We start from the raw sequence: 25,202 nt of genomic DNA, 5'->3' as shown, positions 1-25,202 counted from the left end.
GTGCGCTCGTATCCTGGGCCGCGCCTGGCCGTTCTGTCACCCTTCGTGGGGCCGTGGTCCCTCGGCCAGCAGTTCGCGGACGTCGTCGGCCGACAGCGCCCGGGCGAAGAGCTCGCCCTCGTCGAGCACCGCCGTGCTGAGGCGGCCCTTGCGCTCCTGGAGGCGCATGATCTTCTCCTCGATCGTGTCCGTCGCCACCAGCCGGTACACGTTCACCCGCCGCTCCTGGCCGATGCGGTGCGCGCGGTCGACGGCCTGCGCCTCGGCCGCCGGGTTCCACCACGGGTCGAGGATGAAGACGTGGTCGGCCTCGGTGAGGGTGAGCCCGGTGCCGCCCGCCTTCAGGCTGATCAGGAAGACGGGCGCGGCTCCCGAGCGGAACTCCTCGATCACTCCCGCGCGGTCCCGCGTGGAGCCGTCGAGCTGCACGAAGGGGATGCCGCGCCGGCGCAGCCGCTCCCCCGCCCGCTCCAGGTACGAGGTGAAGGTGCTGAAGACGAGGACCCGACGGCCTTCCGCGATCACGTCGTCGAGCTGCTCGACGAGCACGTCGAGCTTCGCGGACGGGACGTGCCGGTAGGCCGGGTCGACCAGGGACGCGTCGAGCGCGAGCAGGCGCAGGAGGGTGAGCGATCGGAACACCGTGAAGCGCTGCCGGTCGAGGTCGTCGACCAGACCCAGGAGCTTCCGCCGCTCGCGCTGGAGGTAGCCGTCGTAGAGCACCCGGTGGGCGGGGGTCAGCGCGACCTCGATCGTCTGCTCCTGCTTCTCGGGGAGCTCCGGCGCCACCGCCTCCTTGGTGCGGCGGAGCAGGAACGGACGCAGTCGTCGGCGCAGTCTCTCGAGGCGGCGGCGCGCGCCCTCGGTGTGGCTGACGGTCCGTCCCTCGGACAGATCGGGCGAGGCGATGCCGACGGGCGCCTCCGCGTGCAGGATCGGCCGGGTGTACTCCTCGCGGAAGCGGCGCAGCGGCGGCAGGAGCCCGGGCGCCACCAGGGCGAGGACCGCCCAGAGCTCGTCGAGCGAGTTCTCCAGCGGTGTGCCGGTGAGCGCGAGCGTGACGGGCGCGCCGACCCCGCGGGCGGCCCGGTGCGTCTGTGAGGCGGGGTTCTTGACGAACTGGGCCTCGTCGAGGATCAGCGCCGACCACGTCCTCGACGCCCAGCGCTCGCCGCCGAGGCGCAGGACCGCGTAGCTGGTGAGGACCACGTCCGCGTCGGCCGGGATCGCGTCGAGCGCGCCCTCCCGCGAGCTCGCGACGACGTGGACGCGCAGGGCGGGCGCGAAGCGCTCGGCCTCCGAGCGCCAGCCCGGCACGACCGAGGTGGGGGCGACCACGAGGAACGGCGCACGGCGGATCCCGGCGCGGCCCGCCTCCTCGACCGCGTCGAGCATCATGGCCAGCGCCTGCAGGGTCTTGCCGAGACCCATGTCGTCGGCCAGGATCCCGCCGAGCCCGTGACGGAGGCGGTGCACGAGCCAGGCGTAGCCCGCCCGCTGGTACGGACGCAGCCGGGCGGTCAGGCCCTCCGGTGGCTCCACGTCCTCCGGCGACCCGGCGGCCAGCGCGGAGTCGAGCACGGCGCGCCACGCGTCGGAGGGGACGCTCTCGTCGGCGAGCTCCTCCAGCTCGTTCCACAGCCCGGCCTGGTGCCGGCCGAGCCGCGGTCCCGTCTCCCACTCCTCGAGCTCGTCCGCCCGGGTCAGCAGCTCCCGGAGCCGGTCGAGGCCGGGGTGCGCGAGCGAGAGGTAGGAGTGGTCGACCAGGCGGATGCGGTCGCCGCCCGCGGCCAGAGCGCGGAAGAGGGGCAGGAACGGCACGGTCGCGTCGCCGATGGTCACGACGACGCCGAGGTCGAACCAGTCGGCGCTCTCGGTGTCGACCGCGGTGATCGTGAGCGTGAGCGGTCCGGTCAGCAGGCGGTAGTCCGGGGCCGCGCCCTCGCGCTCGAGCCGGACCCCGCCGATCCCCTCCAGCTGCGGGAGCTGCTCCACCACGAACACCGCCGCCTCGGCCCCGCGCAGGACCGCGCTCGTCCCCGGCTCCGGCACGAGAGCGGACCCGGCCTCGCCGAGCACCGAGCGCACCCGGCGGAGCACCGCGCGCTCGAGAGCCGCGTCGGCCGTGCCGTCGAGCTCGCCCGCGCGATCGGGCGAGCGGCGCCAGTGCCAGCCCACCCTGACGGCGCGCCGCGGCTCGAACGAGACCGTGCAGACCAGGCGCGGGGGTTCCGGATCGTCCAGGACGAGGTCGACGCCCTCCTCGCGCACCGCGACGCGGCCGCGGAGGGCGGGGAGGTGCTCGCCGACGAACTCGGGCACGTCCTCCGCCGGGACCTCCGTCTCCTCGGGGTGGTCGAGGAGCCGCAGCTCCTCGTCGTCGAAGGGCAGGGACGCGGGCGCGAGCAGGAGCGAGGACGGATCGCCGCCCTCGACCGCGTAGACGCCGTGCCGGGCGACCGGACGCGCTGACTCGGGCGCGTGCTCCGCGCCGTCGATCCGCAGGACGGGCCGCAGCCGCAGGCCTCCCTCCTCGGCCGAGACCGTCACCGCCACATGCGCGGGACCGGCGAGACGGACCGCGCCCTTCTCCGGGGCGAGCAGCGGGATCCCGGCGGCCTGCGCCTGCTCGAGCAGCCGCCAGAGCAGCGGGCTCTCGTAGTCGTCGAGGTGGATCCAGTCGGGGTCCTGCCCCAGGTGGACGGTGCGCGTGGCGCGGTGCAGGGCCGCGAACTCGGCGAACCAGCGCTGGTGAGCGGGGTCGAGCGAGAGGCGGTGGGTCTGGAAGTTCAGCGACTTCCAGGTGAGGGTGGTGCGGTTCCAGGCGCCCCCGCGCCCGCGGACGACGGGGCGGGTGGCCAGACGGTGGTCGCGGCGCTCGGCGGCGTCGTAGGTCTTCGCCGTGACGCGCTCGCTCGCCGGCGCCCGCCAGGGATCGTCGGCCCGGCGCACCAGCCGGCGCAGCTCGAACTGCAGCCCGATCGGAGTGAGGACGGGCGGCGACTCGGCCTCGGCGGGTCCGCTGAGCTCGCCGACGCGGGCGCGCCAGGAGGAAGGGATCGACTCGGGAGGCACCGCCCCATGCTGCCACGCGCCGCCGACACCCCCGCCCGCACCGCGTGACGGGCAGAATCAAAGGATGACCAGCAGCGACTCCCCCGCGCCCACCGTCCTCACCCTCGGCAGCGAGAGCCTGCGCCTCGCCCTGACGACCGCCGGGGCCGAGATGACGTCCCTCCGCGACGACGAGGGCCGCGAGTACCTGTGGCAGGCCGGCCCGGAGTGGCGCCGGCACGCTCCCGTCCTGTTCCCGATCATCGGGCGCCTCCCCGGCGACACGCTGCATCACGACGGCGCGGACCACCGGATGGGGCAGCACGGCTTCGCGCGGGACCGGGTCTTCGAGCTCGCGGGCGTCTCGGCGGACGAGGCGGTGTTCCGGCTCCGGAGCGACGACGCCACGCGCGCGGTGTTCCCCTTCGACTGGACGCTCCTCATCGCCTACGCCGTGACCGGCGCCTCGCTCCGGATCACCCAGACCGTCGAGAACAGGGGTCCCTCTCCGCTGGGCTTCTCGCTCGGGAACCACCCGGCCTTCGCGCTGCCGCTGCCCGAGGGCCGCGGCGAGCACCGCATCCGCTTCGCGCAGCCCGAGCCGGAGGGGTACCGCCGCGCTCCGGAGAACCTGCTGCTCGAGGCGCGCCACCCGGCGCCGCTCGAGGACGGGGTCCTGACAGTGGACGACGCGCACTTCGAGGAGGGCGTGATGATCTTCGACGAGCCGCGCCGGCGGACCCTCCGGCTCGAGGCCGACGGCGCCGCCCGCGCGATCGTCGTCGACACCGGGGACTTCGACGTGGTCGGCGTGTGGAAGCCCGTCGGGGCCCCGTTCGTCTGCCTCGAGCCGTGGCGGAGCGTCCCGACCCCCGAGGGCTGGGACGGCGACATCGTCGACAAGCCGCGCCAGATCGTCCTCGAGCCGGGCGGCCGGCGGTCGCTGTCCTACAGCATCGCGCTGAGCTGAACGTCCTCGCGCTGGATCTGCGCGTCGAGCAGCTCGAAGCGGCGGATGATCAGCCCCTCGCGGGTGGCCCAGGGGCAGATCACCAGCGTCTCGATGCCGAGGGCGTCCATGGCCGCCTCCGCGACGAGAGCGCCCGCGAGCAGCTGCGGAGCCCGCAGAGCGGAGACGCCGGGCAGCGCTGAGCGGTCGGCCGCGCTGATCGCGGCGAGGCGGGCGGACCACAGCCGGAGGTCGACCAGGTGCAGCTCGCGGCGCACCAGCGGACCGGCGGCGCTCGGAGCGGCGCCGGTGATCCGCGCCAGAGACCGGAAGGTCTTCGACGTGCCTGCGACCAGGTCGGGGCGCCCCAGGGCGAGGAAGCCGCGGACGGGCTCCGCGAGCACCTCGCGGGCGTGACGCCGGGCGGCCTTCACGCTCGTGGCCGAGGCGGGATCGCCGACCAGCAGGTCCCGCGTCACCCGCCCCGCTCCGAGCGGGACCGACACGGCGAGCTCGGGCACCTCGTCCACGCCCATCGAGAGCTCGAACGAGCCGCCGCCGATGTCGAGGTCCAGGATCGAGCCCGCGCCCCAGCCGAACCAGCGGCGCACGGCGAGGAAGGTGGCCGACGCCTCCGCCTCGCCGCCGAGCTCCTGGAGGTGCACGCCCGTCTCGGCGCGGACCCGGTCGAGGACCGCCGCGCCGTTGCCGGCCTCGCGGATCGCCGAGGTCGCGAACGCCAGCAGGTCCTCCGCGCGGTGCTCGCGGGCGACCTCGGCGGCCTCGGTCACGAACGCGATCAGCTCGCGCTGGCCCCGCTCGGTGATCTCCCCCGCCTCGTCGAGGTGCGCCACGAGAGCGAGGCTCCGCTTGTGCGAGCGGTAGGGCACCGGGCGGGCGCCGGGGTGCGCGTCGACGAGGAGCAGGTGGACCGTGTTGGAGCCGATGTCGAGCACGCCGAGTCGCATGGGTCCACGGTATCCGCCCGCGGAGTCGCGTTTCTCCACGCGGGCCGCCGGGGAACGCCGGAGGGCCCGGCCGCTCGCGCGACCGGGCCCTCCGGGGGTGCTGGACTCAGTGGTCCCAGTTCTCGGCCCTGTCGGCCGAGCTGGACGAGCCGACGATGTGCACCCGCATGTCGTTCGTCGTGCCGGCACGCCCGGGGGGCGATCCGGAGACGACGACCACGGTCTCGCCCGCCTGGGCGAGGCCCTCGCGGAGCAGCACCGCATCCACCTGCGCGAACATCGCGTCGGTGTGGTTGACGCGCGGCGTGACGAAGGACTGAACGCCCCAGTTCAGCGCCATGCGGCGCCGGACGGCGGGCTCGGGGGTGAAGCCGATGATCGGGATGCCGTGGCGCAGGCGCGTCATGCGGCGGACCGAGTCGCCCGACTCGGTGAACACGCAGAGGAACTTCGCCTCGACGAACTCGGCGACCTCGGCGGCGGCCAGCGTGACGGATCCGCCCTGGGTGCGGGGCTTGCTCCCCAGCGGGGGGATGCGCTCCAGGCCGTGCTCCTCGGTGGACTCGACGATGCGGGCCATGGTCTGCACGGTGACGACGGGCCAGGCTCCGACGCTGGTCTCGCCCGAGAGCATGACCGCGTCCGCGCCGTCGAGGATGGCGTTCGCGACGTCCGAGGCCTCGGCCCGGGTGGGGCGGGGGCTCTCGATCATCGACTCGAGCATCTGGGTCGCGACGATGACCGGCTTCGCCCAGCGGCGGGCGAGCTCGACGGCGTGCTTCTGCACGATCGGCACCGCCTCGAGGGGAAGCTCGACGCCGAGGTCGCCGCGGGCGACCATGATGCCGTCGAAGACGTCGATGATCTCCTGCAGGTTGTCGACCGCCTGCGGCTTCTCGATCTTGGCGATGACGGGAGCCTTGCGGCCCTCCTCCGCCATGATCTCGTGCACGCGCTCGATGTCGCTGGCGTTGCGCACGAAGGAGAGGGCGATGATGTCGGCGCCGAGGCGGATCGCCCAGCGGAGGTCGTCCTCGTCCTTCTGGGAGAGGGCGGGGACGTTGACCGCGACACCGGGCAGGTTGATGCCCTTGTTGTTCGAGACGTTGCCGGGGACGACGACCTCGGTGACGACCCGGGGGCCCTCGACGGCGGTGACGCGGACAGCGACCTTGCCGTCGTCGATGAGGAGCATGTCGCCCGGGTTCACGTCGTCCGGGAGGCCCTTGAACGTGGTGCCCGAGAGCTCGCGCGTGCCGAGGACGTCCTCGGTGGTGATGGTGAAGACGTCGCCCTCGGCGAGGGCGTACGGGCCGCCCTCGAACTTGCCGAGGCGGATCTTCGGACCCTGCAGGTCGACCAGGATCGCGACCGCGCGCCCGGCGTCGTCCGCGGCCTTCCGCACGATGCGGTAGATGCCTTCGTGGACGTCGTAGCTTCCGTGACTGAGGTTCATGCGGGCCACGTCCACGCCGGCGTCGATGATCGCACGAATGGTCTCGTACGACGACGTTGCCGGGCCGAGGGTGGCGACGATTTTCGCTCGTCTCATTGAGGGGGTGCTCCGTTGTTCTGCGCCCGGAGGCGCGTCGTTAGCGGGGAGGGTGAGCTGATTGCTGGCGGGCCGAGACTATCGCGTCCCGGGGACTAGAGCGTGAAGCCCCGGTCGTCGGGGCCGACCGGCGCCGGCAGCTGGGTCGTGCCCTCGAGGTAGCGGTCGACCTCGGCCGCGACGGAGCGGCCCTCGGCGATCGCCCAGACGATCAGGGACTGGCCGCGCCCGGCGTCGCCGGCCACGAAGACGCCGGGGACGGTCGTCTCGAAGGCGTCGCCGCGCGCGACGTTGCCGCGCTCGGTGAAGGGGACGTCGAGCTGGCGGCCGAGGTGGTCCGCCTCCGGGCCGGTGAAGCCGAGGGCGAGCAGGACCAGGTCGGCCGGGATCTCGCGCTCGGTGCCCGCCTTGGGGACGCGGCGCCCGTCGAGGTACTCGGTCTCGGCCACGCGCACCGCGCGGACCTCGCCGCCCTCGTTCGCGAGGAACTCCACGGTCGACGCGAGGAACATCCGCTCCCCGCCCTCCTCGTGGGCGCTCGAGACCTCGAACACGGTCGGGTCCATCGGCCAGGGCTGGCTGTCCGGGCGCTGCGACGGCGGCTGCTGCCCGATCGCCAGGTTCGTGACCGACGCGGCCTTCTGGCGATGGGCGGTGCCGATGCAGTCCGCTCCGGTGTCGCCTCCGCCCAGGACGACGACGTGCTTGCCCTCGGCCGAGATCTGCTCGAAGACGCGGTCGCCCGCGATCGCGCGGTTCGACTGCACGAGGTACTCCATGGCGAAGTGCACGCCGTCGAGGTCGCGACCCGGGATCGGCAGGTCTCGCGGCACGAGAGCACCGGTGGCGACCACGACCGCGTCGTAGCGCGCCCGCAGGTCGTCCCAGGTGATGTCGGAGCCGATGTCGACGCCCGCGCGGAACCGGGTGCCCTCGGCCTTCATCTGGTTCAGGCGGAGCTCGAGGTGCTTCTTCTCCATCTTGAAGTCCGGGATCCCGTAGCGCAGGAGGCCGCCGATGCGGTCGTCGCGCTCGTAGACCGCGACGGTGTGCCCGGCGCGGGTGAGCTGCTGAGCGGCGGCGAGCCCCGCCGGGCCGGATCCGACGACCGCGACGGTCTTGCCGGTCAGGCGCTCCGGCGGGTGCGGCTGCACCCAGTCGTTGCCGAAGGCCTGATCGATGATCGAGACCTCGATCTGCTTGATCGTGACGGCGGGCTGATTGATGCCGAGCACGCAGGACGACTCGCACGGCGCCGGGCAGAGCCGGCCCGTGAACTCCGGGAAGTTGTTCGTCGCGTGCAGGCGCTCGATCGCCTGGCGGCCCTCGCCGCGCCACATCAGGTCGTTCCACTCGGGGATCAGGTTCCCCAGCGGGCAGCCCTTGTGGCAGAACGGGATGCCGCAGTCCATGCAGCGGCCCGCCTGCCGGCGCAGCACGGCGGAGTCGCCCTGCTCGTAGACCTCTTTCCAGTCCATCAGGCGGACGGACACGGGACGCCGCTTGGGCAGCTCCCGGTCCTGCACCTTCAGGAACCCCTTGGGATCAGCCACCGGTCACCTCCAGAATCCGTCCCCAGACGACGTCGCCGTCGGGGTCGAGCCCCTCCTCCACAGCGGATGCGCGCGTCGCGAGCACCGCGGCGAAGTCGCGGGGCAGTACCTTGACGAAACGCGAGACCGTTCCGTCGAAATCGTCGAGCATCCCCTGGGCCAGGGTCGACTCGGTCTCCGCGACGTGCCGCTCGAGCAGGTCGCGCAGGATCTCCACGTCGGCGCTGCCGAGCTCGGAGAGGGTCAGCTCGCCGGAGGCGATCGCGTCGCGGTTCACGAGCTCGCTGCGCAGGCCGTGGATGTAGGCCGTGCCGCCCGACATGCCGGCGCCGAGGTTCCGCCCGGTCTCGCCGAGGATCACCGCCAGGCCGCCGGTCATGTACTCGAGCGCGTGGTCGCCCACTCCCTCGACCACCGCGGTGGCGCCGGAGTTGCGGACCAGGAAGCGCTCGCCGACCATCCCGCGGATGAACATCGTGCCCTGGGTCGCCCCGTAGCCGATCACATTGCCCGCGATCACGTTCGTCGAGGCGTCGAAGGTGCTGCGGCGGTCCGGCCGCACCACGATCTGGCCGCCCGAGAGGCCCTTGCCGACGTAGTCGTTGGAGTCGCCCTCGAGCCGCAGCGTGATGCCGGCGGGAAGGAACGCTCCGAGCGACTGCCCGGCCGAGCCGCGGAGCGACACGACGATGGAGTCGGCCGGCAGGCCGTTCTCGCCGAATCGGACGGTGACCTCGTGGCCCAGCATGGTGCCGACGGCGCGCTCGGTGTTCTTGATCTCGCGCTCGATCCGCACGGTGCCGCGGTGGTCGAGCACGTTCGCCGCGAGGCGGATCAGCTCGTTGTCGAAGTGGTGCTCGAGCTCGTGCTCCTGCGCGCGGCCGTGGCGGCGCGGCTCCTCCGCCGTGAAGACCGGTCCGACGAGGATCGGCGTCAGGTCGAGCCCGCTCGCCTTCCAGTGCTCGATCGCCTGGTCGACGTCGAGCAGCTCGCGGTGGCCGACGATCTCGTCGACGCTCCGGAAGCCGAGTTGCGCGAGGTACTCGCGCACCTCCTGGGCGATGAACTCGAAGAAGTTGACGACGAACTCGGGCTTGCCGGAGAACCGCTGGCGCAGCTCCGGGTTCTGCGTCGCGACGCCCACCGGGCAGGTGTCGAGGTGGCAGACGCGCATCATGATGCAGCCCTCGACGATCAGCGGAGCCGTCGCGAAGCCGAACTCCTCGGCTCCGAGCAGCGCGCCGATGACGACGTCGCGACCGGTCTTCATCTGGCCGTCGACCTGCACGACCACACGGTCGCGCATGCCGTTGAGCATCAGCGTCTGCTGGGTCTCGGCCAGGCCGAGCTCCCAGGGCGTGCCCGCGTGCTTGAGCGAGTTCACCGGGCTCGCGCCGGTGCCGCCGTCGTGACCCGAGACGAGGATCACGTCGGCGAGGGCCTTCGCGGTGCCGGCGGCGACCGCTCCGATGCCCGACTGGCTGACCAGCTTCGCGTGGATGCGCGCCGACGGGTTCGCCCGCTTGAGGTCGAAGATCAGCTGCTTGAGGTCCTCGATCGAGTAGATGTCGTGGTGCGGCGGCGGCGAGATCAGGCCGACGCCGGCGGTCGCGTGCCGGGTGCGCGCGATCCACGGGTACACCTTCGTCGGCGGCAGCTGACCGCCCTCGCCGGGCTTGGCGCCCTGAGCGAGCTTGATCTGGATGTCGTCGGCGTGGGTGAGGTACATGCTCGTGACGCCGAAGCGGCCCGAGGCGACCTGCTTGATCGCGGAGCGGCGCTCCGGGTCGAGCAGCCGCTCGGTGTCCTCGCCGCCCTCGCCCGTGTTCGACTTGGCGCCGAGGCGGTTCATCGCGATGGCGAGCGTCTCGTGCGCCTCCGGCGAGATGGAGCCGTAGCTCATCGCGCCCGTCGAGAAGCGCTTCACGATCGCCTCGACCGGCTCGACCTCGTCGATCGGGATCGGCGTGCGCCCCGCGGTGTCGAGCTTGAACATGCCGCGGAGGGTCATCAGCGAGCTCGCCTGGTCGTCGACCATCTTCGTGTACTCGCGGAAGACGTCGTAGCGGCGGTTGCGCGTCGAGTGCTGCAGGCGGAACACCGTGTCCGGGTTGAACAGGTGCGGGGCGCCGTCGCGGCGCCACTGGTACTCGCCGCCGACCGCCAGGCGCTCATGCGCGACGATCGCGCCGTCCTCGGGGTACGCGGCGCGGTGACGCGCGGCGTTCTCCTCGGCGACGACGTCGATGCCGATGCCGCCGAGCTTCGAGACGGTGCCGGTGAAGTACTGGTCGACGAACGCCTGGCTGAGGCCGACGGCCTCGAAGGTCTGCGCCCCGGCGTAGCTCGACACGGTGGAGATGCCCATCTTGGACATGATCTTCAGCACGCCCTTGCCGAGCGCCTTGATCACGTTCTTCACGGCCTTCTCCGGCGAGACGTCCGACAGCATGCCGCTGCGGACGAGGTCCTCGCAGGTCTCCATCGCCAGGTACGGGTTGACCGCGGAGGCGCCGTAGCCGATGAGCGTCGCCACGTGGTGCACCTCGCGGACGTCGCCCGCCTCGACCACGAGCCCCACTCGCATCCGGTTCTCGGTGCGGATGAGGTGGTGGTGCACGGCGGCGAGCATCAGCAGCGACGGGATCGGCGCGAGGTCCTTGGTGGAGTCGCGGTCCGAGAGCACCAGGAACTGCGCTCCCGCGGCGATGGCCTCGTCGGCCTCGTCGCACATCTCGTCGATGCGGTCCTGCATCGCGCGGGGTCCCGCGTCGACGCGGTACAGGCCGCGGATCGTCGTGGTGATGTGGCTCAGCGGGCGCGGCGCGATGTGCTGGATCTTCGCGAGCTCGTCGTTGTCGATGACCGGGAAGTCGAGGACGACCTGGCGCGCATGCTCGGCACCGGCGGTCAGCAGGTTGCGCTCGGGGCCGAGGCCCAGGCGGAGCGAGGTCACGACCTCCTCGCGGATCGAGTCCAGCGGCGGGTTCGTCACCTGCGCGAAGGCCTGCGTGAAGTAGTCGAAGAGCAGGCGGGGGCGCTTGGACAGGACGGCCACGGGGGTGTCCGAGCCCATCGCTCCGAGCGGCTCCGCACCGGCGCGCGCCATCGGCAGCAGGAGGAGGCGGACCTCCTCCTCGGTGTAGCCGAAGGTGCGCTGGCGGCGGTTGACCGAGGCGGGCGTGTGCACGATGTGCTCGCGCTCGGGGAGGTCCTTGAGGTTGATGCGGCCCTTCTCGAGCCACTCCTCGAACGGACCGGAGGCGGCGAGCTGCCCCTTGATCTCCTCGTCCTCGACGATGCGGCCCTGCTCGGTGTCGACCAGGAACATGCGGCCGGGCTGCAGGCGTCCCTTGCGGACCACCTTCGCGGGATCGATGTCGAGCACGCCGATCTCGCTGGCGAGCACCACGAGCCCGTCGTCGGTGACGACGTAGCGGCCGGGGCGGAGCCCGTTGCGGTCGAGGGTGGCGCCGACGAGCTCGCCGTCGGTGAAGACGATCGCGGCCGGGCCGTCCCACGGCTCCATGAGCATCGAGTGGTACTCGTAGAACGCGCGGCGCTTCGGGTCGAGCGCGCCGTCCTGGTTCTCCCAGGCCTCCGGCACCATCATCATGACCGCGTGCGGGAGCGACCGGCCGGCCAGGTTGAGCAGCTCGACGGTCTCGTCGAACGAGGCGGAGTCGCTGCGGCCGGGCGAGACGATCGGGAACAGCGGGGCCAGGTCGCCCAGCTCGCGGCTCTTCAGCTGCGACTGGCGTGCGCGCATCCAGTTGCGGTTGCCCTGCACCGTGTTGATCTCGCCGTTGTGCGCGATCATCCGGAACGGCTGAGCGAGCGGCCACGACGGGAAGGTGTTGGTGGAGTACCGGGAGTGCACCAGCGCGAGCTTCGACGCGAAGCGCTCGTCGGACAGGTCCGGGTAGAACGGCTCCAGCTGGAGCGTCGTCACCATGCCCTTGTAGACGAGCGTCCGGCTCGAGAGCGACATGAAGTAGACCTCGAGCTCGCGCTCGACGCGCTTGCGCAGGCGGAAGGTCAGGCGGTCGAGGCGCACGGAGGAGAGGGGCGTGCCGCTCTCGTCGGTCAGCTCGCTCCGGATGAACAGCTGCTCGATCGCCGGCATGGCGGCCCGGGCGAGCGTGCCGATCTCGTCGGGCTGCACGGGCACGGAGCGCCAGCCGACCACGGCGAGGTTCTCCTCGCGGGCGATGTCGGCGATCGTCGACTTGACCCGCTCGCGCTCGAACACGTCCACCGGGAGGAAGGCGTTGCCCACCGCGTACTGGCCCAGCGGCGGGAGCTCGAAGGGAGCGACCGCGCGGAGGAACTCGTCCGGGATCTGCGTGATGATCCCCGCGCCGTCGCCCGTTCCCGCGTCGGAGCCGACGGCGCCGCGGTGCTCGAGGTTGCGCAGCGCGTTCAGCGCGGCGTCGATGATGTCGTGGCCGGCGGTGCCGCGCATGGTGGCGACCATCGCGAGACCGCACGCGTCCTTCTCGGCGGCCGGATCGTACATCCCCTGCGCCGGCGGCATGCCCAGGAAGGGCACGGCGCGGGCCGGGGTCGAGGGCTGGGCGGAGGCCATGGGAACCGTCCTCACGGGGGTGATGGCTGATCGGGACGTCGCTGGCCCGCGGTGGTGGAGGAGGAGCGGCTCCCCGATCGGGAGGGCCGCAGGGTTCTGCCGTGGCGCGAGCGTCGCGCGCCGTCGGCGGTGCCTGCACGACGACCCGCCCGCGGCAGCGCTCGTGGCTGCGCCGCGATGGGGCGGTCGTGGAGGTGTCGGGCACCCGGGAGGCGGTCGCGGAGGCTCCGCGACCTCCGTCAGGTGCGGGAGACCGTCGGCTTCTCGGCGTCGGTGCCGGAAGCAGGGGTGGTGGTGTCGTCGGAGTCGGACTCGACGTCCTCGAATTCTACCGCAGCCGGGGCGGGCGTCCACTCGCGACCCGGCCGGTAGGCCGAGGGCTCGGCGCCCGGGTGCTCGCGCTTCTGGATCACCACGAGGACCAGGCCGATGACCACGGCGATGAGCGCGGCCCAGACGTTGGTGCGGATGCCCCAGAAGAACTCGCTCGGGTCGATCCGGATGGACTCGAACCAGACGCGGCCGATCCCGTACCAGATCAGGTAGGCGGCGAAGACGGTGCCCCACTGCAGCTTGAGACGGCGCTCGAGCAGGAGGATGACCGCGATGCCGACGACGTTCCAGAGGATCTCGTAGAGGAAGGTCGGGTGGAAGAGCGTGCCCGCCGGGAGGCCGACGGGGAAGGCCGGGTTGGTGGTCTCGATCTCGAGGCCCCAGGGCAGGGTCGTGGGCAGGCCGAAGAGCTCGTGGTTGAACCAGTTGCCCAGGCGCCCGAGCGCCTGCGCGGCGAGCATGCCGGGGGCGAGGGCGTCGGCGAAGGTCCAGAACCGCACTCCTGTCCAGCGGCAGCCGATGAACGCGCCGACCGCGCCTCCGATCAGCCCGCCGAAGATGGCGTTGCCGCCGTTCCAGATGCGGACGACCTCCCACGGGTCGGCGCCGTCGTAGAAGTAGTCGCCGGGATGGGTGAGCACGTGGTAGGCGCGGGCGCCGACGATGCCGAGCGGCACCGCCCAGATGATGATGTCGAGCACGACCCACGGCTCCGCGCCGCGGCGCTTGAGGCGCTGGTTCGTCATGATCGTCGCCACGATGATCCCCGCGAGGATGCAGAGCGCGTAGGTGTGGATCGCGAGCGTGAAGGTGCCGATCGTGAGGTCGTACTGACTCCACGCGTCGGGGGGGCTCGGAATGCTCAGCGGTACGGACACCGGTACTCGACCTTTCGAAGGAGGGGGTCCCCCGGGCGCGGCTCGGCCGCGCCCCGGTGGGCATCCCGATTGTAGCGGGAGGGTGTCAGCGCGCGGAGCGCAGGCGGGTGCCCTCGGCGAGGCCGCGGGAGGTCTCGGCGACCGCGTCGACCCCGCCGGACGCCAGCGCCCGCACCAGGGCGGATCCGACGATGGCGCCGTCCGCGTAGGCGAGGATCTCGGCGACCTGCTCGCCGGTCGAGATGCCCAGGCCGACGCACGCGCTCTCGGAGCCGGCGGCGCGGAGGCGGTCGACCAGGGTGCGGGCCGCGGAGTCGACGTCGGTGCGCGCGCCGGTGATGCCCATCGTCGAGACCGCGTAGACGAATCCACGGCTCGAGTCGACGGCCTGGCGCAGACGCGTGTCCGTCGAGGACGGCGCCGCGAGGAACACGCGGTCGAGTCCGAGCCGCTCGGAGACGGCGAGCCACTCGGCGCCCTCGTCCGGGATCAGGTCGGGCGTGATGAGGCCGGACCCGCCGGCCTCGGCCAGATCGGTCGCGAAGCGCTCGACCCCGTACTGCAGGACGGGGTTGTAGTAGGTCATCACCAGGACCGGCACGTCGACGCGCGCCCGGATCTCGCGGACGGCCTCGAAGCCGTGGCGGAGGCGGAAGCCGCCCGCGATGGCGGCCTGGGTCGCCTCCTGGATGACGGGTCCGTCCATCACCGGATCGGAGTAGGGCAGACCGAGCTCGATCGCGTCGACGCCGTTCTCCGCCATGGCCACGGCGGCGTCGATGCTGGTCGGCAGGTCGGGGAACCCGACGGGGAGGTAGCCGATCAGGGCGCCCGCCGCCTCCTCGTTCCGGCGCCGGACGGTCTCGGCGACGCTCGGTCCGCGGCCGCTCACGACTGCACCGCGCCCTGGTCCATGAGGCCGAAGTAGTGCGCAGCGGTCGTCATGTCCTTGTCGCCGCGGCCCGAGAGGTTGACCAGGATGGTGGCCTCGGGGCCGAGCTCGCGCCCGAGCTCCAGCGTGCCGGCCAGCGCGTGCGCGGACTCGATCGCCGGGATGATCCCCTCGGTGCGGCTGAGCAGCATGAGCGCGTCCATCGCGGCCGAGTCGGTGACCGCGCGGTAGTCGGCGCGGCCGATGCTCGAGAGCCATGCGTGCTCCGGGCCGATGCCCGGGTAGTCGAGGCCGGCCGAGATCGAGTGCGACTCGACGGTCTGGCCGTCCTCGTCCTGGAGGAGGAAGCTGCGGGCGCCGTGCAGGACGCCGGGGCGGCCCTTGCTGATGGTCGCCGCGTGGCGGGGGGTCTCGATCCCGTCGCCGCCGGCCTCGAAGCCGACGAGGCGGACCTCGGGGTCGTCGAGGAAGGCGTGGAAGATCCCCATCGCGTTGGAGCCGCCGCCGACGCAGGCGGTGACCGCGGTGGGCAGCGAGCCGGTGAGCTCGAGGACCTGCTCGCGCGCCTCCTCGCCGATGATCTTCTGGAAGTCGCGGACGAGGGCCGGGAACGGGTGCGGGCCCGCGACGGTGCCGAAGATGTAGTTCGTGGTGCCCACGTTCGTCACCCAGTCGCGCATCGCGTCGTTGATCGCGTCCTTGAGGGTGCGCGAGCCGGTCGTCACGGGGATCACCTCGGCGCCGAGCAGGCGCATGCGGGCGACGTTGAGGGCCTGGCGCTCGGTGTCGACCTCGCCCATGTAGACCACGCAGTCGAGGCCGAACAGGGCGGCGGCCGTGGCGGTCGCGACGCCGTGCTGGCCCGCTCCCGTCTCGGCGATGACGCGGGTCTTGCCGATCCGCTTGGTGAGCAGCGCCTGGCCCAGCACGTTGTTGATCTTGTGCGAGCCGGTGTGGTTGAGGTCCTCGCGCTTGAGGATGATCCGCGCTCCGCCGGCGTGCTCGGCGAACCGCGGCACCTCGGTGATGATCGACGGACGGCCGGTGTAGCTGCGGTGCAGCTCCATCAGCTCGGCCGCGAACGCGGGGTCGACCTTCGTGCGCTCGTACTCGGCGCTCAGCTCGTCGAGGGCCTCGACGAGGGACTCGGGGACGTAGCGTCCGCCGAACTCGCCGAAGTAGGGGCCGAGTTCATCCCGGAGTGCCATGGGGGTACCGCCTATCGGAGTGGTCAGTGCGCCAGGAAGCCGGCGAGGGTGGAGACGGGGTCGCCGCCGGTGACGAGAGCCTCGCCCACGAGGACGACGTCGGCTCCGGAGCCGCGGTAGTGCGCGACGTCGTCGGCGGTGAGGACGGCCGACTCGGCCACCTTCACCGCGTCGTCGGGGAAGCGCTCGGAGAGGCGGCCGAAGAGGTCGCGGTCGAGCTGGAAGGTGGAGAGGTCGCGGGCGTTCACGCCGATGAGCCGCGCGCCGAGGTCGGCGGCCCGCTCGAGCTCGTCGGCCGAGTGCGTCTCGACGAGCGGGGTCATCCCCAGCTCGAGCACGAGGGCGTGCAGCGCGGCGAGCAGGGGCTGCTCGAGCGCGGCGACGATGAGGAGGACCAGGTCGGCTCCGGCCGCGCGGGCCTCGAGGACCTGGTACGGCTCGGCGACGAAGTCCTTGCGCAGGACGGGGATCGACACGCGCTCGCGGACCGCCTCGAGGTCCGCGAGGGACCCCTTGAAGCGGCGCTCCTCGGTGAGGACGCTGATCGCGCTCGCTCCCCCGAGCTCGTACTGCCCGGCCAGCTCGGCGGGGACGGGGATGTCGGCGAGGGCTCCGCGCGACGGGCTGGCGCGCTTCACCTCGGCGATGATCCTGACGCGCTCGGCGGGGGCCAGAGCGGCCAGGGCGTCGAGGGCGGGCGCCTGGGCGAGCGCGCGGCGCTCGACGGCTTCGAGCGGGGCGCTCTCGCGGCGCCGGGCCGCGTCGGCCAGGGCGCCGGCGGTGAGGTCGGCGAGCACCTAGGCGCGCGCCTTCGGGTTCGCCTTCGCGCCGTTGACGCCGTAGCCCGCCTTGGCCATGCCCATTCCCACGAGCAGACCCACCACGACCAGGCCGGCCGAGAGCCAGACCACCAGGGGCACGTCGAACCAGAACGCGATCGTGCCGATCGTGAATCCGACCAGCATGATGACGACGGCCGTCCACGCTGCGGGCGAGTGGCCGTGGTTGTCGTCGTCGTGCTCGGTGCTCATGGGTCTCCTCCTGGGGGTGCATCGGGACCAGAGCAGTCTAGCGTGAGGCGCCTGAGCGCCCGGCCCCGGACTCGCCTGCGCAGCCGCCCGCAGGAGGCGGGGATGCCGGACCGCCGGACACGACCCCGGCCGGTGTCAGCGGCCCGAGGTGGGGTCGTCGCCGCGCGAGAGCTCGTCCCACGAGACGACCGGGTCGATGTCGCCGTCGTCCGTCTGCACGGTCGACGCGCCGTGGCCGTAGCCGTCGGCGGGCTCGAAGCGGGAGGCGCGCTTCCGCGCCGCTCCCGGCCAGCGGCGCGAGGTCGCGAGGACGCCGATCCCGAGCAGCGCCGTGAGCGCGCCGCAGACCAGGGCGACGACGGGCCAGGCCGTCGCGGAGGACGAGGCCACGAGGGCCGCGACGGACTGCTCCCCCGCGATGGCGGTCGCCTCCGTGACCAGCGAGGCGCCGGCGCGCACGGGTTCGCCCAGTGCTGTCGCGGCCGCGAGCACCACCGAGGCACCGAGGACGGCCTGGAGCAGACCGAGCACGATCCGGAACACGGGGCCGGCGATGGCGAGGGCCGCGGCGAGGGCGAGGCCCGCGAGCGCCAGGGCGGAGAGCGCGGGCGCGGCGACGGTCCCGGCCACGTCGATCCGCTGGCCCTCCCCCTCGATCGCGGCCAGGGTCAGCGTGGACCAGGTCTGAGTGGAGGAGGTCAGCTCGAGCGCGGCGAGGAGCACGACCCCGAGGATCGCCGTGTACTTCAGCCGCCGTCCGCTCATGCTCACTCCGCCGGGCCGAGGCCGGTGAACGGCACGAGGGGGTCGACGTCGAAGCAGGCGTGCTCGCCCGTGTGGCAGGCTGCGCCGATCTGCTCGACCTGGACCAGCAGAGTGTCGGCGTCGCAGTCGAGGGCGGCACCCCGCACGTACTGCGCGTGCCCGGACGTGTCGCCCTTGCGCCAGTACTCCTGGCGCGAGCGCGACCAGAAGGTGACGCGGCCCTCGGTGAGGGTGCGCCGGAGAGCCTCGCGGTCCATCCAGCCCATCATGAGCACCTCGCGGGTGTCGTGCTGCTGGATGATCGCGGGCAGGAGCCCGGTCGGATCGAAGGCGGCGCGGTCCAGGACGGCGTCGAGCTCGGCGGGGGTCATCGGATCTCGATCCCGGAGGCGGCGAGCGAGCGCTTGACGTCGCCGATCGTCAGCTCGCGGTTGTGGAAGACGGAGGCGGCGAGCACGGCGTCGGCTCCCGCGTCGACGGCCGGAGCGAAGTGCTCGACGGCGCCGGCGCCTCCGGAGGCGATGACCGGCACGGAGCTCAGCTCGCGCATCGCGGCGATCAGCTCGAGGTCGAAGCCCTGCTTGGTGCCGTCGGCGTCGATGGAGTTGACCAGCAGCTCCCCGGCGCCGCGCTCGACGGCCTCGGCCGCCCAGGCCAGGGCGTCGAGCTCGGTCTCGCGGCGTCCGCCGTGAGTGGTGACGACGAAGCCGGACGCCGTGGCGTCGCTCCGCTTGACGTCGAGCGAGAGCACGAGCACCTGCGCGCCGAAGACGTCGGCGATCTCGCCGAGGAGCTCGGGCCGGGCGATCGCGGCGGAGTTGACGCCCACCTTGTCGGCGCCGTGCGCGAGCAGTCGCGAGACGTCCTCGGCGCTGCGCACGCCTCCGCCGACCGTGAGCGGGATGAAGACCTGCTCGGCGGTCGCCCGCACCACGTCGTAGGTGGTCGAGCGGTCGTCGACCGTGGCGGTGACGTCGAGGAAGGTCAGCTCGTCGGCGCCCTGCTCGAAGTAGAGGCGGGCGAGCTCGACGGGGTCGCCCGCATCGCGCAGGTTCTGGAAGTTGACGCCCTTCACGACGCGGCCGGCGGCGACGTCGAGGCAGGGGATGACGCGGACGGCGAGACTCATCGGCTCCCCCTCTACAGGCGCGCGGCGTGGATCGAGGTGACCAGGATCGCGCGGGCGCCCAGGTCGTACAGGCGGTCCATCACCTGGTTCATGTCCGAGCGCGGCACCATCACGCGGACGGCCACCCACTCGGCGTCGTGCAACGGCGAGACCGTCGGGGACTCGAAGCCCGGGGCGATCGCCGTGGCGCTCTCCAGGAGCGCGACGGGGCAGTCGTAGTCGAGCAGCACGTACTCGCGGGCGACCAGCACGCCCTGCAGGCGGCGCAGCAGCACCGGGATGCCCTCGGGCTCCCCTGCGGCGGAGACCAGGACGGCGGTCGAGTCCAGGATGACCGGGCCGAAGATCTCGAGGCCGGCCTTGCGGAGCGTGGTGCCGGTCTCGACGACATCGGCGATGACGTCGGCGACGCCGAGCTGGATCGCGGACTCGACCGCGCCGTCGAGGCGGATCAGCGTCACCTCGACGCCGTGCTCCCGGAGGAAGCGGCCCACGAGGCCCGGGTAGCTGGTCGCCACGCGGAGGCCGTCGATCTGCGCGAGCTCGTCGTAGCGGCCGGCGGGCCCGGCGAAGCGGAAGGTGGAGTTCGCGAAGCCGAGGCTCGCGATCTCGCGCGCCTCGGAGCCGGAGTCGATCAGGAGGTCGCGGCCGGTGACCCCGACGTCGAGAGCGCCGGAGCCGACGTAGGTGGCGATGTCGCGCGGGCGCAGGTAGAAGAACTCGACCCCGTTGCGCTCGTCGACGACGTGCAGCTCCTTCGGGTCGCGACGGCCGGTGTAGCCGGCCTCCGCGAGCATCTGACCGGCGGTCTCCGAGAGGGAGCCCTTGTTGGGGACGGCGACGCGCAGGAGCGCCGGGGCGGGGGTGGTGGTCACGGGACGTCCTTCATGACTCGACGGCTGTTCAGGGGGCGGCACGGCTCCTCGGGGAGCGTGCGGGCGCGACGGCGCGGAGCGGAGGCGCACCCCGGCGAGCGGGGCGGGGCTCACAGATGCCGGTAGACGTCGGCCGTCGTCAGTCCCTTGGCGAGCATGAGCACCTGCAGGTGGTAGAGCAGCTGCGAGATCTCCTCGGCGGTCCGCTCGTCGCCCTCGTACTCGGCGGCCATCCACACCTCGGCGGCCTCCTCGACGATCTTCTTGCCGATGAAGTGCACGCCGGCGTCGAGCTCGCGGACGGTGCCCGAACCCTCGGGACGGGCGGCGGCCTTCTCGCCCAGCTCAGCGAAGAGGTCGTCGAAAGTTTTCACCGGGGAAGTCTATACGGCGGCCGGGCGCGGGCCGCCTCAGTGCCGGTGCAGGTGAGCGGTCGCCGTCTCGCGCAGCGACGCGATCGCGGCCTCCGGGTCGTCCGCGCCGAAGACCGCGGAGCCCGCGACGAAGGTGTCGGCTCCCGCCTCCGCTGCGATCTCGATCGTGCCGGGAGCGATCCCGCCGTCGACCTGGAGCCAGACGTCGAGCCCGGTGCGGTCCACCACGTTCCGGAGGGTGCGCAGCTTGGGCATCGTCTCCTCCATGAAGGACTGGCCCCCGAAGCCGGGCTCGACCGTCATCACGAGGACCTGGTCGAACTCGGGCAGGAGGTCGAGGTAGTCGTCCACCATCGTGCCCGGCTTGAGCGCGATCCCCGCCCGAGAGCCGATCTCGCGCAGGCGCCGCGCGAGTGCCACGGCGTCGCGCGCGGCCTCGGCGTGGAAGGTCACGGAGTAGGCGCCGGTCTCGGCGTAGTCGGGGGCCCACCGGTCGGGGTCGTCGATCATCAGGTGCAGGTCGAGCGGCCGGGGCGAGACGTCCTGGAGGCGCTGGACCATGGTCAGCCCGAACGTGAGGTTCGGCACGAAGTGGTTGTCCATCACGTCGACGTGCACCAGGTCGGCTCCGGCGATGCGCTGCAGCTCGGCCTCGAAGTTCACGAAGTCGGCGGAGAGGATGCTGGGGTTGATCCGTGCGGGCATGCGTCCAGCCTAGATCGGAGCGTCCTCCGCGTCCGCCCGGCCGAGCACGCTCCCGCTCCGGAGGGTTCAGGCGTCTCCGGACGCCGCCTCGAGGGGCCGGCGGCGGAGGAGCTGGACGAACATGGCGTCGGTGCCGTGCCGGTGCGGCCAGAGCTGCACGTGGAGGGGGCCGTCCGGCAGCGGGAGCGGGTCCGCCGTCACCGCGCGCAGCACGGCCGGCGTGTCGACGAGCTCGAGCTCGTGCCGCTCCTGCGCGAGGGCGAGCACGCGCCGGGTCTCGCCGAGGTGCGGCGAGCAGGTCACGTAGGCCAGCAGCCCGTCGGGAGCGAGAGCCCGGACCGCGGAGTCGAGCAGCTCGCCCTGGAGGGCGGCCAACGGCTCCACGTCGGCCGCGGACTTGCGCCAGCGCGCCTCGGGCCGCCGCCGCAGCGCACCGAGACCGGTGCACGGCGCGTCGAGGAGGATGCGGTCGAACGATCCCGGCTGCTCGTCGCCCAGGTCGCGCCCGTCGCCGGTGCGCACCTCGACCGAAGGGTCGACGGCGGCCAGCGCCTGCCGCACCAGGCCCGCGCGGCCCGGGACCACCTCGTTGGCGAGCAGCGCCGCCCCTCCTGCGCGCGCCTCCGCCGCGAGCAGCGCCGCCTTGCCGCCCGGTCCCGCGCACAGGTCGAGCCAGCGCTCGCCCGGGCGGACCGGCCGTGCCCGGGAGAGCGCCAGAGCGGCGAGCTGGGAGCCCTCGTCCTGCACGCGCACGCGGCCCTCGTGCACCGCGGGGAACGCCTCCGGGTCGCCGCCGGTGCTGGTCATGCCGACCGGCGAGAACCGGTCGGGTTCGGCGTCGGCGATCTCGCCGGGAGACGCCAGGCCCGGCAGAGCCACCAGGTTCACGCGCGGAGCCGCGTTGTCGGCGGCGAGCAGCGCGTCGAGCTCGTCGGCCGCCCCCTCCGCCGCCAGCGCCCGTCGCAGGGCGCGCACGATCCACACGGGGTGGGAGCTCAGCGCGGCGATCCGGTCGTCCCCGGAGACCGCGGCCGCGGAGACCCGCTCGCGCCACTCGCCGGCGCTCGAGCGCGAGACCGCGCGCAGCACGGCGTTGGCGAAGGCCACTGCTCCCCGCGAGGAGCCGGCCGCGACGAGCGCGACGCTCTCGTTCACCGCGGCGTGCGGGGCCACGCGGGTCGCGAGCAGCTGGTGCACGCCCAGGCGCAGCGCGTCGAGCACGGGCGCATCGATGCTCTCGACGGACCGGCCGGCCGCGAGGGCGATCACGCGGTCGTAGTAGCCGGACATCCGCAGAGTGCCGTAGCAGAGCTCGGTGGCCAGTCCCGCGTCGGCGGGCGAGAGGCCGGCGGCGCTGATCCGCGCGGGCAGGACCAGGTTGGCGTAGGCGTCCGACCCGCTCACCGCGAGCAGGACGTCGTAGGCGACCCGGCGGGCGGGAGCGGCCTCGCGACGGGCGCTCATGCGAGCACCGTGCTCTCGCGCAGGCCGCGGGCCCAGGCGGCGCCGGCCATCGGGGTCCTGCCGGCGGGCTGGACGGTGACCAGCTCGACCGCTCCGTCCGCGGTGCCGACGAGGGCGCGCCCCGCGTCGAGGCGGACGACGCCGGGAGCGAGGTCCCCCTCGGCCGCGCGGACCGCGAGCACCTTGAGGCGCGCGTCGCCCACCGCGGTCGAGGCTCCGGGCTCGGGAGTCGTTCCGCGCACGAGCGCGAGGACCCGCGCGGTCGGGAGGCTCCAGTCGATCCGGGCGTCCGCGGCGTCGAGCTTGGGAGCGGGGGTCGCCTCTCCGGCCTGCGGAGTCGCGACGGCCGTGCCCTCCTCCAGCGCGTCGACCACGCCGAGGGTGAGGCCGGCGCCGCTCCCGGCCAGCTCCGTCAGCAGCTCGCCCGCGGTGCGCTCCCCCGCGTCGACGGCGAGCTCGGCGTACACGTCACCGGCGTCGAGCTCGGCGACCAGCTGGAAGACGCTCGCGCCGATCCGCGTGTCGCCCGCCATCAGCGCCCGCTGGACGGGAGCCGCCCCGCGCCAGCGCGGCAGCAGGGAGAAGTGCAGGTTGATCCAGCCCAGGCGCGGCACCGCCAGCAGGCGCTGCCGGACGAAGCCGCCGTAGGCCACGATCACGCCGAGGTCGGGGGCGAGCCCCGCGATGCGGTCCGTCACGTCCTCGTCGAGGCGGTTCGCCCGGATCACCGGGATCCCCAGCTCCTCGGCCGCGACGGCGACCGGCGAGGGGGTGAGCACGCGCTTGCGTCCCACCGGGGCGTCCTCCCGGGTGACCACGGCGACGACCTCGTGCGCGGAGGCGGCGAGGTCGCGGAGGGTCGGAACGGCGGCGGCGGGCGTGCCGGCGAAGACGAGGCGCACGGGGGTCTCCTGGGGAGTCAGAGGATGTCGGGGTCGTCGAGACGGACCCGGAGCCGGGGGGCCGGCCGGAAGCGGCCGGGCGTGGTCGGCGGGCGACGACGGCGCGTGGCGTTGCGGATCACGGCGGAGCGGAGGCGCGCGGCCACATCCGCACCGCGAGCGTAGTCGAACCGGACGATCGCCCGGACGGAGCCGTCCTCGAGCCCGACAGGACCGAGGACCTCGTGCCGGTCGTCCTCGTCGAGCGCGTCGAGCGCCTCCTCCACCGCGTGCGCGTCGCCGCTCACCGTGGCCAGGCGCACCGCGGGCGGGAAGCGCAGAGCGCGCCGCTCCTGGAGCTCGGCCCGGAGGTACTCGGCCTGCCGCCAGGTCGCCAGGGCGGTCGCGAGCCGGCCGCCGACCCCGACCAGGAGGACCGGCGCGCCCGGGCGGGCCAGCGCCGCGGCGTTCGACCAGGTGCGGAGCGCATCGTCGGCGACCCGCAGGCTCTCGCGGGCCAGCATCCGCTCGCCGTCCAGCAGCAGGACGGCGTGGTAGCCGCCGTCGGCCCGCGGCTCCGCCCCGCGCGTGGCCACGACGAGCGCGGGCTCGTCGGGGAGGGTGAGCACGGGGCGCTGCCCGTCGGCGACGATCACCTTGGCACCCGGGAAGGCGCGTCCGAGCTCCTCCGCGGTGCGGCCCGCGCCGAGGGAGACGAGGCGCAGAGCCGTCGCCTCGCAGACGGAGCAGGTCCAGTCGGCCGCGATCAGGCCGCACCAGCCGCAGCTCGGCCGCCCGCCCTCGGAGTGCACGCCGAGCGGACCCTGGCAGCGGTTGCAGCGTGCGACGGTCCGGCAGCGGGCGCAGGCGACCACCGGCGCGTAGCCGGGGCGCGCGACCTGGACGAGCACGGGACCGGAGTCGAGGGCTTTCCGCGCCTCCCGCCAGGCGGAGGAGGGGATGCGCGCTGCCGCGTCGTGCTCGTCGGCCGCCCACTGCTGCGCGGTCGGCACGACGTGCGGGCGGCGGCTCGGCCGCGGCTCCACCTCGGTCGCGAAGCCGATCTCGACGAGCCGCTCGACCTCGACCGTGCGCGTGTTGCCGAGCAGGACGAGGCCGGCGCCGCTCTGCTCCTGCCGCACCAGGGCGACGTCGCGGGCGTGCGCGTAGGGCGCGAGCGGCTCGGCGAAGAGCGGATCGCCGTCGTCCCAGAGCCCGATCAGGCCGAGGGCGGAGGAGGGCGCGTAGAGGACGGAGCGGTTGCCGACGACGACCCGCGGCCCGGGATCGAGGCAGCGGACGAAGGCGGAGTAGCGCTCGGCACCCTTCTGCCGCGCATCGAGGCGCACCACCGCCTCCGCGGGGACGAGGGCGGCGAGGGCCAGCTCCAGCTGCTCCTGGTCGCGGTAGTCGGGGACGGCCAGGATCGCGTCGCGGCCCGCGGCGAGCGTGTCCCGGGCGAGCTCGGCGAGCGTGACGGCCCAGCCGCCGACCCACGCGCCCGAGTCGAGCCTCACCGGAGCGGGCACGGCGCCGACCGCCAGCCGGGCCCCCTCGGCGAGTCCCGCGAAGGAGGCGTCGGGGTAGCCCGTCACGCCGCCCGCCTCGACCGCGGGCGCCGCAGGAGCGGGACCCGCGGCGAGTCGCGCCTTCTCGACGCGGACGTGGCGGCGCGGCACGGCCAGGCGCAGCACGTCGCTCGCGCCTCCGGAGGCGCGGTCGGCCACCCGGCGGGCGAGGGCCCAGACCTCCGGGGTCAGCACGACGAGCGGCGAGACCAGCTCCTCGATGCCGCTGAGCGCTCCGGCGTGCTCGGTCCCCTCCCCCGTCTCGACGACGAACGCGTCGGCGATCCGGCCTCCGGTCCGCAACGGCACCCGCACGCGCACGCCGGGGACCACCTCGCCGCGCAGCGCCTCCGGCACCGCGTAGTCCAGGAGCCGGTCGAGCTGCGGGAGGGGCGAGTCCAGGAGCACGCGCGCGACGGCTCCGCTCGTCGCCAT

General features: G+C 73.4%; 20 protein-coding genes. 1 reads left to right on the top strand and 19 read right to left on the bottom strand.

The annotated features are described in order from the left end of the window. Positions 1–36: 36 nt before the first annotated feature. A complete protein-coding gene (locus C5D66_RS02575) occupies positions 37–3,075 on the bottom strand; it encodes a DEAD/DEAH box helicase (protein ID WP_258061241.1) in 3,039 nt (1,012 codons plus the stop codon). 64 nt (positions 3,076–3,139) lie between these two features. On the opposite strand from C5D66_RS02575, the gene C5D66_RS02570 reads away from it, so the two are divergent. After that, positions 3,140–4,024, top strand: a complete 885-nt coding sequence (locus C5D66_RS02570; protein WP_104221873.1) for an aldose 1-epimerase family protein — start codon at positions 3,140–3,142, stop codon at positions 4,022–4,024. Here C5D66_RS02570 and C5D66_RS02565 read toward each other — a convergent pair. The 18 genes from C5D66_RS02565 to C5D66_RS02485 all read right to left on the bottom strand — a co-directional run bounded on the left by C5D66_RS02565 (position 4,003) and on the right by C5D66_RS02485 (position 25,202). After that, positions 4,003–4,971: an exopolyphosphatase gene (locus tag C5D66_RS02565; protein ID WP_104232654.1), complete on the bottom strand. Its 969-nt coding sequence runs from the start codon at positions 4,969–4,971 to the stop codon at positions 4,003–4,005. The two genes, C5D66_RS02570 and C5D66_RS02565, sit on opposite strands and share 22 nt — an antisense overlap. Before the next feature lie 106 nt (positions 4,972–5,077). Next, positions 5,078–6,523, bottom strand: a complete 1,446-nt coding sequence (pyk, locus tag C5D66_RS02560) for a pyruvate kinase (RefSeq protein ID WP_104221869.1) — start codon at positions 6,521–6,523, stop codon at positions 5,078–5,080. Positions 6,524–6,618: 95 nt separating this feature from the next. Then, positions 6,619–8,076, bottom strand: a complete 1,458-nt coding sequence (locus tag C5D66_RS02555; protein ID WP_104232655.1) for a glutamate synthase subunit beta — start codon at positions 8,074–8,076, stop codon at positions 6,619–6,621. Beyond that, positions 8,069–12,664, bottom strand: a complete 4,596-nt coding sequence (gltB, locus tag C5D66_RS02550) for a glutamate synthase large subunit (protein WP_104274197.1) — start codon at positions 12,662–12,664, stop codon at positions 8,069–8,071. The genes C5D66_RS02555 and gltB overlap by 8 nt, the downstream gene beginning before the upstream one ends. A 239-nt stretch (positions 12,665–12,903) precedes the next feature. After that, the gene (gene lgt, locus C5D66_RS02545) at positions 12,904–13,875 is read right to left on the bottom strand and encodes a prolipoprotein diacylglyceryl transferase (RefSeq protein WP_258059820.1); all 972 of its coding nucleotides are present in this window, start codon (positions 13,873–13,875) and stop codon (positions 12,904–12,906) included. Positions 13,876–13,960: 85 nt separating this feature from the next. Continuing rightward, positions 13,961–14,767, bottom strand: coding sequence for a tryptophan synthase subunit alpha (gene trpA / locus C5D66_RS02540; protein ID WP_104232657.1), 807 nt, complete (start codon positions 14,765–14,767; stop codon positions 13,961–13,963). Beyond that, positions 14,764–15,975: a tryptophan synthase subunit beta gene (gene trpB / locus C5D66_RS17340; RefSeq protein WP_104225310.1), complete on the bottom strand. Its 1,212-nt coding sequence runs from the start codon at positions 15,973–15,975 to the stop codon at positions 14,764–14,766. Before trpB ends, trpA begins: the two co-directional genes overlap by 4 nt. 23 nt (positions 15,976–15,998) lie before the next feature. Beyond that, complete coding sequence (trpC, locus tag C5D66_RS02535; RefSeq protein WP_104255375.1) at positions 15,999–16,772, bottom strand: indole-3-glycerol phosphate synthase TrpC; 774 nt, start codon at positions 16,770–16,772, stop codon at positions 15,999–16,001. Next, positions 16,773–17,006: a DUF6704 family protein gene (locus tag C5D66_RS02530; RefSeq protein WP_104221860.1), complete on the bottom strand. Its 234-nt coding sequence runs from the start codon at positions 17,004–17,006 to the stop codon at positions 16,773–16,775. 135 nt (positions 17,007–17,141) lie between these two features. Then, positions 17,142–17,771 (bottom strand): Trp biosynthesis-associated membrane protein, encoded by a 630-nt coding sequence (locus C5D66_RS02525; RefSeq protein WP_104255376.1) that lies wholly within the window; start codon positions 17,769–17,771, stop codon positions 17,142–17,144. Between the two features lie 2 nt (positions 17,772–17,773). Then, complete coding sequence (gene hisI, locus C5D66_RS02520) at positions 17,774–18,142, bottom strand: phosphoribosyl-AMP cyclohydrolase (RefSeq protein ID WP_104221855.1); 369 nt, start codon at positions 18,140–18,142, stop codon at positions 17,774–17,776. After that, positions 18,139–18,900, bottom strand: coding sequence for an imidazole glycerol phosphate synthase subunit HisF (hisF, locus tag C5D66_RS02515; RefSeq protein WP_104246786.1), 762 nt, complete (start codon positions 18,898–18,900; stop codon positions 18,139–18,141). Before hisF ends, hisI begins: the two co-directional genes overlap by 4 nt. An 11-nt stretch (positions 18,901–18,911) precedes the next feature. Beyond that, a complete protein-coding gene (gene hisG / locus C5D66_RS02510; protein ID WP_104221851.1) occupies positions 18,912–19,775 on the bottom strand; it encodes an ATP phosphoribosyltransferase in 864 nt (287 codons plus the stop codon). 110 nt (positions 19,776–19,885) lie between these two features. Beyond that, complete coding sequence (locus C5D66_RS02505) at positions 19,886–20,149, bottom strand: phosphoribosyl-ATP diphosphatase (RefSeq protein WP_055791842.1); 264 nt, start codon at positions 20,147–20,149, stop codon at positions 19,886–19,888. Between the two features lie 36 nt (positions 20,150–20,185). Further along, the gene (gene rpe / locus C5D66_RS02500; protein ID WP_104232661.1) at positions 20,186–20,854 is read right to left on the bottom strand and encodes a ribulose-phosphate 3-epimerase; all 669 of its coding nucleotides are present in this window, start codon (positions 20,852–20,854) and stop codon (positions 20,186–20,188) included. A gap of 66 nt (positions 20,855–20,920) precedes the next feature. Further along, positions 20,921–22,318, bottom strand: coding sequence for an RsmB/NOP family class I SAM-dependent RNA methyltransferase (locus C5D66_RS02495; protein WP_104255377.1), 1,398 nt, complete (start codon positions 22,316–22,318; stop codon positions 20,921–20,923). Continuing rightward, the gene (locus tag C5D66_RS02490; protein ID WP_104255378.1) at positions 22,315–23,220 is read right to left on the bottom strand and encodes a methionyl-tRNA formyltransferase; all 906 of its coding nucleotides are present in this window, start codon (positions 23,218–23,220) and stop codon (positions 22,315–22,317) included. The genes C5D66_RS02495 and C5D66_RS02490 overlap by 4 nt, the downstream gene beginning before the upstream one ends. Before the next feature lie 17 nt (positions 23,221–23,237). Continuing rightward, a complete protein-coding gene (locus C5D66_RS02485) occupies positions 23,238–25,202 on the bottom strand; it encodes a hypothetical protein (RefSeq protein ID WP_104255379.1) in 1,965 nt (654 codons plus the stop codon).

Source organism: Rathayibacter sp. AY1B4 (genome assembly GCF_002932815.1).
Lineage (GTDB): Bacteria > Actinomycetota > Actinomycetes > Actinomycetales > Microbacteriaceae > Rathayibacter.
The sequence above is the reverse complement of the archived record's forward strand: the minus strand, read 5'-3'. Positions and strand labels throughout refer to the sequence as shown.

Excerpts from the sequence above, each read along its gene's own strand:
- C5D66_RS02570 (WP_104221873.1), top strand. The coding sequence starts at position 3,140 with ATGACCAGCAGCGACTCCCCCGCGCCCACCGTCCTCACCCTCGGCAGC.
- C5D66_RS02565 (WP_104232654.1), bottom strand. The coding sequence starts at position 4,971 with ATGCGACTCGGCGTGCTCGACATCGGCTCCAACACGGTCCACCTGCTC.
- pyk (WP_104221869.1), bottom strand. The coding sequence starts at position 6,523 with ATGAGACGAGCGAAAATCGTCGCCACCCTCGGCCCGGCAACGTCGTCG.
- gltB (WP_104274197.1), bottom strand. The coding sequence starts at position 12,664 with ATGGCCTCCGCCCAGCCCTCGACCCCGGCCCGCGCCGTGCCCTTCCTG.
- trpB (WP_104225310.1), bottom strand. The coding sequence starts at position 15,975 with ATGGCACTCCGGGATGAACTCGGCCCCTACTTCGGCGAGTTCGGCGGA.
- C5D66_RS02530 (WP_104221860.1), bottom strand. The coding sequence starts at position 17,006 with ATGAGCACCGAGCACGACGACGACAACCACGGCCACTCGCCCGCAGCG.
- C5D66_RS02525 (WP_104255376.1), bottom strand. The coding sequence starts at position 17,771 with ATGAGCGGACGGCGGCTGAAGTACACGGCGATCCTCGGGGTCGTGCTC.
- hisI (WP_104221855.1), bottom strand. The coding sequence starts at position 18,142 with ATGACCCCCGCCGAGCTCGACGCCGTCCTGGACCGCGCCGCCTTCGAT.
- hisF (WP_104246786.1), bottom strand. The coding sequence starts at position 18,900 with ATGAGTCTCGCCGTCCGCGTCATCCCCTGCCTCGACGTCGCCGCCGGC.
- rpe (WP_104232661.1), bottom strand. The coding sequence starts at position 20,854 with ATGCCCGCACGGATCAACCCCAGCATCCTCTCCGCCGACTTCGTGAAC.
- C5D66_RS02495 (WP_104255377.1), bottom strand. The coding sequence starts at position 22,318 with ATGAGCGCCCGTCGCGAGGCCGCTCCCGCCCGCCGGGTCGCCTACGAC.
- C5D66_RS02485 (WP_104255379.1), bottom strand. The coding sequence starts at position 25,202 with ATGGCGACGAGCGGAGCCGTCGCGCGCGTGCTCCTGGACTCGCCCCTC.